Annotated in this window: 1 protein-coding gene; it reads left to right on the plus strand. The window is 69.8% G+C overall.

Features of this window, described 5'->3' with window-relative positions; all coding sequences use genetic code 11:
- Positions 1-298: endonuclease domain-containing protein (locus MOV74_RS39825; protein ID WP_246933069.1), on the plus strand; the 298-nt coding region annotated here is incomplete at its 5' end.
- Between the last annotated feature and the right edge of the window lie 338 nt (positions 299-636).

Here is a 636-nt window from a genome sequence, read left to right on the forward strand (position 1 = left end):
CGATGCCGAGCGCCTGCTCTGGCAGGCACTGACCCGCGACCGCCGCTTTGCAGGTGGGTTCAAGCGCCAGACCCCCGTGGGGCGCCACATCCCGGACTTCGTCTCGTTCCCGCATCGGATCGCGATCGAGCTGGTCAACCCGGGCGAGGGCGAGGCGATCGCGGCCGACCGTGCGTCAAGGCGGGCATGGCTGGAGGCGCGGGACTATCGCGTGCTGGAGATTCGCGCGGCGGATGTGGAGCGGGATCTCGAGGCCGAGCTGGTGCGGCTCGCGGGGATGATGGAGCAGAGCGCGTAGGTAGCGCCCTGATCTCGTAGGGTGGGCAAAGCGGAGCGTGCCCACCATCTTGACCAACGAGCCGGGACGGAAGTCGTGGGCACGGCGCTGCGCGCCTTTGCCCACCCTACGAGAACCGCGTTCGTGGCTAGCGGTGACCGAGTGCTGGATTAAGCCCGCGGACCGCGCCACGCGCGGGCCGCGAGCCAATCCACCCTACGCACCTATCGCCCGAGCTGCACCTCGCGTTCCACCGCAATCCACGTCGTCCGTGCCACAGCCAGCAATCTCCCGGCTTCATCATGGAGCGCGGCGTCGGCCGTGCGCTTGCGGCCATCGCGGCCGGTCGGCCAGGCCGT

Source organism: Bradyrhizobium sp. SHOUNA76 (assembly GCF_023006445.1).
In the GTDB taxonomy this organism is placed as follows: Bacteria; Pseudomonadota; Alphaproteobacteria; order Rhizobiales; family Xanthobacteraceae; genus Bradyrhizobium.